The 6,055-nt window shown below is 47.3% G+C and carries 4 protein-coding genes and 4 tRNA genes; 2 read left to right on the forward strand and 6 right to left on the reverse strand.

Annotated features, from left to right (window positions below; all coding sequences use genetic code 11):
• Positions 1 to 134 precede the first annotated feature (134 nt).
• From ACTHY5_RS10765 to ACTHY5_RS10780, 4 genes are all read right to left on the reverse strand, one after another.
• Positions 135 to 210: transfer RNA gene (locus tag ACTHY5_RS10765), tRNA-Thr, on the reverse strand.
• A 32-nt stretch (positions 211 to 242) separates the two neighbouring features.
• Positions 243 to 317: transfer RNA gene (locus tag ACTHY5_RS10770), tRNA-Gly, on the reverse strand.
• Positions 318 to 393: 76 nt separating this feature from the next.
• Positions 394 to 478, reverse strand: a tRNA-Tyr gene (locus ACTHY5_RS10775).
• Positions 479 to 493: 15 nt separating this feature from the next.
• Positions 494 to 569, reverse strand: a tRNA-Thr gene (locus ACTHY5_RS10780).
• Positions 570 to 826: 257 nt separating this feature from the next.
• Here ACTHY5_RS10780 and coaA point away from each other — a divergent pair.
• Positions 827 to 1,768, forward strand: coding sequence for a type I pantothenate kinase (coaA, locus tag ACTHY5_RS10785; RefSeq protein ID WP_441879503.1), 942 nt, complete (start codon positions 827 to 829; stop codon positions 1,766 to 1,768).
• Positions 1,769 to 1,994: 226 nt separating this feature from the next.
• On the opposite strand, the gene birA is transcribed toward coaA, so the two are convergent.
• Together birA and murB are read right to left on the reverse strand one after the other, a co-directional pair.
• On the reverse strand, positions 1,995 to 2,966 hold the full coding sequence (birA, locus tag ACTHY5_RS10790; RefSeq protein WP_441879505.1) for a bifunctional biotin--[acetyl-CoA-carboxylase] ligase/biotin operon repressor BirA: 972 nt from the start codon (positions 2,964 to 2,966) through the stop codon (positions 1,995 to 1,997).
• Entirely contained in the window at positions 2,948 to 3,988 is a 1,041-nt protein-coding gene (gene murB, locus ACTHY5_RS10795) for a UDP-N-acetylmuramate dehydrogenase (protein WP_441879507.1), read from the reverse strand. Before murB ends, birA begins: the two co-directional genes overlap by 19 nt.
• Before the next feature lie 201 nt (positions 3,989 to 4,189).
• On the opposite strand from murB, the gene msrAB reads away from it, so the two are divergent.
• Complete coding sequence (gene msrAB, locus ACTHY5_RS10800; RefSeq protein ID WP_441879509.1) at positions 4,190 to 5,947, forward strand: bifunctional peptide-methionine (S)-S-oxide reductase MsrA/peptide-methionine (R)-S-oxide reductase MsrB; 1,758 nt, start codon at positions 4,190 to 4,192, stop codon at positions 5,945 to 5,947.
• Positions 5,948 to 6,055: the final 108 nt, after the last annotated feature.

A 6,055-nucleotide genomic window follows, 5' to 3' on the forward strand; every position in this document is an offset into this window, starting at 1 on the left:
CTATCAGGCTCTCGCGCCCCTGAAACTGTAAGGCGTAAGGCGTAAGGCGTAAGGCAATGTTAAGATCAAACAATCGCATCGCAATTATTGATATGCGATTATAATTTAACTTAACAGGGGATGCTGACACTGAGTGGTGCTGATACCCGGATTTGAACTGGGGACCTCACCCTTACCAAGGGTGCGCTCTACCAACTGAGCTATATCAGCAACGCATTAGATATTTAGAGGAGAACTTAAATTGGAGCGGGCAGCGGGAATCGAACCCGCATCATCAGCTTGGAAGGCTGAGGTAATAGCCATTATACGATGCCCGCAGAGGCAGTGTTTAATATTTTAACGCATTAAATTATCAAACTTAAGCGCTGTTACTAGAACAACACTTTAAAATAATGGTGGAGGAGACTGGATTCGAACCAGTGAAGGCGGAGCCGTCAGATTTACAGTCTGATCCCTTTAGCCACTCGGGAACTCCTCCACATTGTATTTGTTCTGGTGCCGGCACCAAGAGTCGAACTCGGGACCTACTGATTACAAGTCAGTTGCTCTACCAACTGAGCTATGCCGGCGTTTGAACGAGACGAATTCTAGGCCAATGCACCCTACGGATGCAATACCTTTACCCTGTTTTTTTGCATATTCACCTTCAAGTGCGCAATAAACCGCCAAAACTACCTTTTAATACCATCAACTGATAACAAAATAGCCAAGTAAGCAGATTGAATTTAGATCATATTCTAGAATATTGCCGTTTAAGGTCGTCTTGTTCATTTTTAACCCTTGGTGTATTGTCGCCAGGCGATTCACTGATATACGACCACGATGCATGACGATAGATAACGACTCACCTTATCTGGCCTTTTCGCGCGAAGCTTGGTCAGAACTACGCGATACCGTACATCAACCCCTCAGCGAGGATGAACTGACTCGGCTGCGCGGTATAAACGATAAAGTATCATTAGCTGAAGTCAGAGATATCTATTTGCCACTCTCTCGTCTGCTGAATCTTTACATTAAAGCCAAGCAGCGGCGCAGCAAAGTCTTGGATCAATTTTTGCGTAAAGAAGCCCGTCATGTGCCCTACATTATTAGCATTGCCGGCTCAGTCGCGGTCGGTAAAAGTACCACAGCGCGTATTCTAGAAGCCCTATTAGCCCGCTGGCCGCAACATCCTAAGGTGTCATTAGTGACCACAGACGGCTTCTTATATCCTAATGCGGTACTAGAAGAGCGCGGTTTAATGCGTCGTAAGGGGTTTCCTCAGTCTTATGATATTCGTCGTTTAGTGCAGTTTGTCTCCGATATTAAGTCGGGCAAACCACGTGTAACAGCGCCCGTGTATTCACACCTCACCTATGATGTGGTGCCAGATGAAGAAAACGTGGTGGAGCAGCCCGATATTCTTATTATTGAAGGCTTAAATGTACTACAAAGCGGCATGGACTATCCCCACGATCCCCATAGAGTCTTCGTCTCGGACTTTGTGGATTTTTCTATTTTTGTCGATGCTGACGAGCGTTTGCTAAAAACTTGGTATGTAGAGCGATTTCTTAAATTTCGCTCTGGGGCCTTTCGCGATCCCGACTCGTACTTTCACAACTACGCGCCACTGTCGGAAGAAGAAGCAGTGGCCACCGCTAGTCGTATTTGGCAAGAAATTAACTACAAAAACCTAAAACAAAATATTTTACCCACCAAAGACCGCGCCGAGTTAGTATTAACCAAAGGCAAGGCCCACGGTATAGAACAGGTCTGGCTTAAAAAATAAATACAGCGCCAAGCACCAAGCGCCGAGTAAAACCAACCCAACAGAGAAAGATACCGGAGCAAGTCCGGTATGACGGCAGAGCAGAGGGTAGTTTTGTTCTTCTTTAGCTAGGCGCCGGGCGCTGGGTGCTGCCCTTAAGCCGTCTTCCTGACGAAGGTCAGGATCTCGGTTTAGACTTTATCCTGAGCTGGGCGCTTGGAGCTGGGCGCTTGGTGCTGGGCGCTAATTAATCTGCGCGTAATGAGACTTCTCCGCCTAAAAAGCGCTTAATTTTACCATTTTCAAGCTCAAGCAATAGCGCGCCTTGAGAGTCAATACCACGAGCTATACCCAGTACTACTTGATCCCCCATTAACATACGCACCGGCTTACCATTAAAATAATCCAGTCGGTTCCACTGTGCACTAAAAGCCGCAATGCCCTCTTGTTCAAACACCGCTAAACTGCGCTGCAAGTGGCGGCTGAGTGCCACTACTAAGCCATTGCGATCGTTAACGGGCCCAAGCTCGTTTAGCTCAGCCCACGGCTGGTCGATACGCGCTTGCTCATTATCGGGTAGCACTAAATTTAACCCTATGCCAATCACCAGCTGGCAAGGCCCACCCGCAGTGCCAGATAATTCCACTAAAATGCCCGCCAGCTTACGGCCATGCAAATAAACATCATTAGGCCATTTTAGCGCTACGCCAGCAAAGCCTTGAGCTTCAAGCGTCTCAACCACAGCAATGCCCACCACTAAGCTCAAGCCCATGGCCGCCGACATACCCTGCTCTAATTGCCAATACATACTCATGATCAGTTGGCCACCAAAGGGAGAGATCCACGGCCTACCACGCCGCCCTCGTCCCTCGGTTTGACATTCGGCGACACAAATATCACCGTTTTTTAGCTCATCCAGTAAGCTCATCCAATGTGCATTGGTGGAGCCTATCACTGGGACTAAATCCACTCGGTTCTCAGCTAATTCTCTGCCTAATCGAGCGTGATCTAACAGCTGTAACGGCACTGCCAATTTATAGCCTTTGCCACTGACGCTAAAAACATCTAGCCCCCATGTTTTTAGCATTTGAATATGTTTGCTAATGGCTGCACGGCTCATGGATAACTGTTCACCAAGTTGCTCACCTGAATGAAACTGCCCGTCTGCTAATAAGGTAAGTAGCGATGTACGCACCGGACTTAGTTCATATTCAGACATGCCAGCGCCTCATCCAAATAGGTTTCCCCCTGAGCAGCCATCATGCGAACTTCAGGCTCTAATCGTACCCCAAATAACTGCTCAACCCGCTCGCGAACTAAAGCCGCTAAGCGCAACACATCTTCGCTAGTCGCGCCACCATGGTTAACCAATACCAAGGCTTGCTCAGTGTGTACTCCGGCCCCTCCCACACGCGTGCCTTTTAAGCCAGCTTTATCAATTAACCAACCTGCGGCTAACTTACTCCAGCCAGGTTGAGTGGCAAATACCGGCAAGTTTGGCCAAGCAAGCTTTAATGCTTCAGCTTGCGATGTGACCACGGTCGGATTTTTAAAGAAACTCCCGGCATTACCCAACACGTCTGGGTTAGGTAACTTGGCCTGTCGAGTGGCGCATACCCGATCAAACACTTGCCTCGCCGTGGCCTGCTCGCCCAGCTCCGCCAAAGGACCGTAACCCAACACCGGCTGCCACGCCTTGGGTAAGCGCAGCGTCACATTTAAAATAATATGCTCTCGGGCGCCCTGTTTAAATACGCTATCGCGATAACCAAATTCGCACTCAGCGGTTGACCAAAGTCGCGTTTGCCCAGTTTGCCAGTCGATACTTTCAACTTGATGACAAAACTGCGCCAGCTCAACACCATAAGCCCCAATATTTTGAATAGGTGAAGCCCCTACAGTACCGGGAATTAAGGCGAGGTTTTCTAGTCCCGGCATGCCCTGCTCCAGCGTCCAACAGACAAGCTGGTGCCAATTCTCACCACCAGCCACCGTTAACAACCAAGCTTCATCAGTTTCTGCTACGTGAATACCCTGCAAACGATTAACCAGCACTAAGCCAGAAAGTGGCTGAGTAAACACTATGTTAGAGCCCTCTCCTACCACCAGTAACGGCTTATTTTGAGCAGCTTCCCATATTGGGGAAAGTTGCTCACGCTCATTAAGCACCACCAGTTGCTCTGCGGTTTGCGTTAAGCCAAAGGTGTTATAGGGGGCAAGGGATGCCGAGGTAAATTGCATGATGAGGCTTCCTAAATAAAGACCTTACTAGTGTACCTTAACTTGCTATCAGTGAGGAATAGTAGCCCTGCTTGATGGTGACCAGTATGGCCTCGATAAATATTTTTATAGCATTTTCAGCATAAAAGAGATTAATATAATATTATACAACCAATAAAAATCTGTATAAGTTTATTCATTAATCAGAATAAAGGACACGTTATGTTACAGACAAACAACGCATTAACTTGGCTTCAAACACTGAGTAAAGCCTGCTTTATCGGCTTTATTAGCGCTACTCTCTTGTTTGGCTGCAACAAAGAAAGCAATGCGCAAAGCAGCCAAAATACAGCGCAATCAGCTACCACTTCTAACCAAGGGATCACCCGCTCTAGAGATATGCTGCCCTCTGATATGCTCAAGCAACTGCAAACCCTGCCACAACTCACTCAAGGGCTAGGTGACACAGGGGCAGCTATCATTGATCCTACCAAGCCCACCTTAGTTAAGTTTTGGGCTAGCTGGTGCCCGTTGTGTTTAGCCACGTTAGAAGAAACTCAAACTTGGGCCAATGATCCTGCATTTAGCGATCTTAACCTCGTTACACTTACTAGCCCCGGTCATTTAGGTGAAAAAGCGACAAATAAGTTCAATGCTTGGTATAGCGTGCTTGAAAAAGACTATCCACAACTGCCGGTGTTAACAGACACGTCTGGCGAGCTCATTAAAAAATTGGGAGTGCAGGTTTATCCCAGCTGGGCGGTACTGGATAATAATGGCAATTTGGTGCAACTCATTAAAGGCACAATGACGCAGCAACAAGCTTATGCATTTGCTCAGCAAGCCTCTGAGCAAAGTACCGATTTTAGCCCACAGAATACTCCGTCCACTGAACCCCAAACGGCTACAAATAGCCCAGTGGATAAAGATATCTACTATAATGAACAAGGTAACCCTATTGATACGCGCGCTATTTACCTCGCCGGCGGTTGTTTTTGGGGAGTAGAAGCGTATATGGAGCGTATTAATGGTGTGGTGGATGTAGTGTCGGGTTACGCTAATGGCGATAAAGACTTACCTAACCCAAGCTACGAACAAGTTATTCGTGGTTCAGGCCATACCGAAACCGTTAAAGTGACCTATGATCCAGATAAAATACAACTAAACACGGTATTAGCACATTACTTTCGCATTATTGACCCCACCAGCCTTAATAGACAGGGCAATGATCGCGGCATTCAGTATCGTACCGGCATCTACTATACAGACTCAGCTGATAAAGCCGTCATCGCTCAAGTAGCAAATGAGCAACAGGCTAAGTATCCAGAGCCAATTGTGGTTGAGCAAGAGCCATTAGATCACTTCTACTTAGCAGAAATGTACCACCAAGATTACCTAGCCAAAAATCCAAATGGCTACTGTCATGTCGATTTAAGCTTAGCGGACGACCCACTTGAACAAGCCGCCGTGCCAGCCCAATCTAATACCACTAAATTTACAGCTGCCACTACTATAACGCAAGCGTTCAACCCTAAACGCTATGCAAACTTTGATAAAAGCGACTTAACTAAAGATCAACGTTATATTACTCAGCAGTCTGGTACTGAACGCGCTTACAGTCACGAATATGACAACTTATACGCTCCGGGGATTTATGTGGATGTGGTAAGCGGTGAGCCGTTATTTTCATCTGCGGATAAATACGACTCACAGTGTGGCTGGCCAAGCTTTACGCAACCCATTGCCAGCCAAGTGGTCACCGAACATGAAGATCGTGCCTTTAATATGCTGCGCATTGAAATTCGCTCACGCGTTGCCGACTCTCACTTAGGGCACGTTTTTAATGATGGCCCGAAAGACAGAGGCGGACTACGTTATTGCATTAATGGCGGGGCATTACAGTTCATTCCGCTGAATGTGATGCCACAGTCAGGGTATGGCGCCTTAGTTGAGCTGGTTAAGCAAGAAGCCCAAGGCTAAAAGCGACTAGAAGTTGGAGGCCTGTAACTTCATCACATCTTTTTGTTGATGTGTGAGTAGAAATCAGGCAGAGCGCGCTACTCCGCTCGACTCGCCGTAAACCCATCC

Source organism: Oceanisphaera sp. (assembly GCF_052084945.1).
Lineage (GTDB): Bacteria > Pseudomonadota > Gammaproteobacteria > Enterobacterales > Aeromonadaceae > Oceanimonas.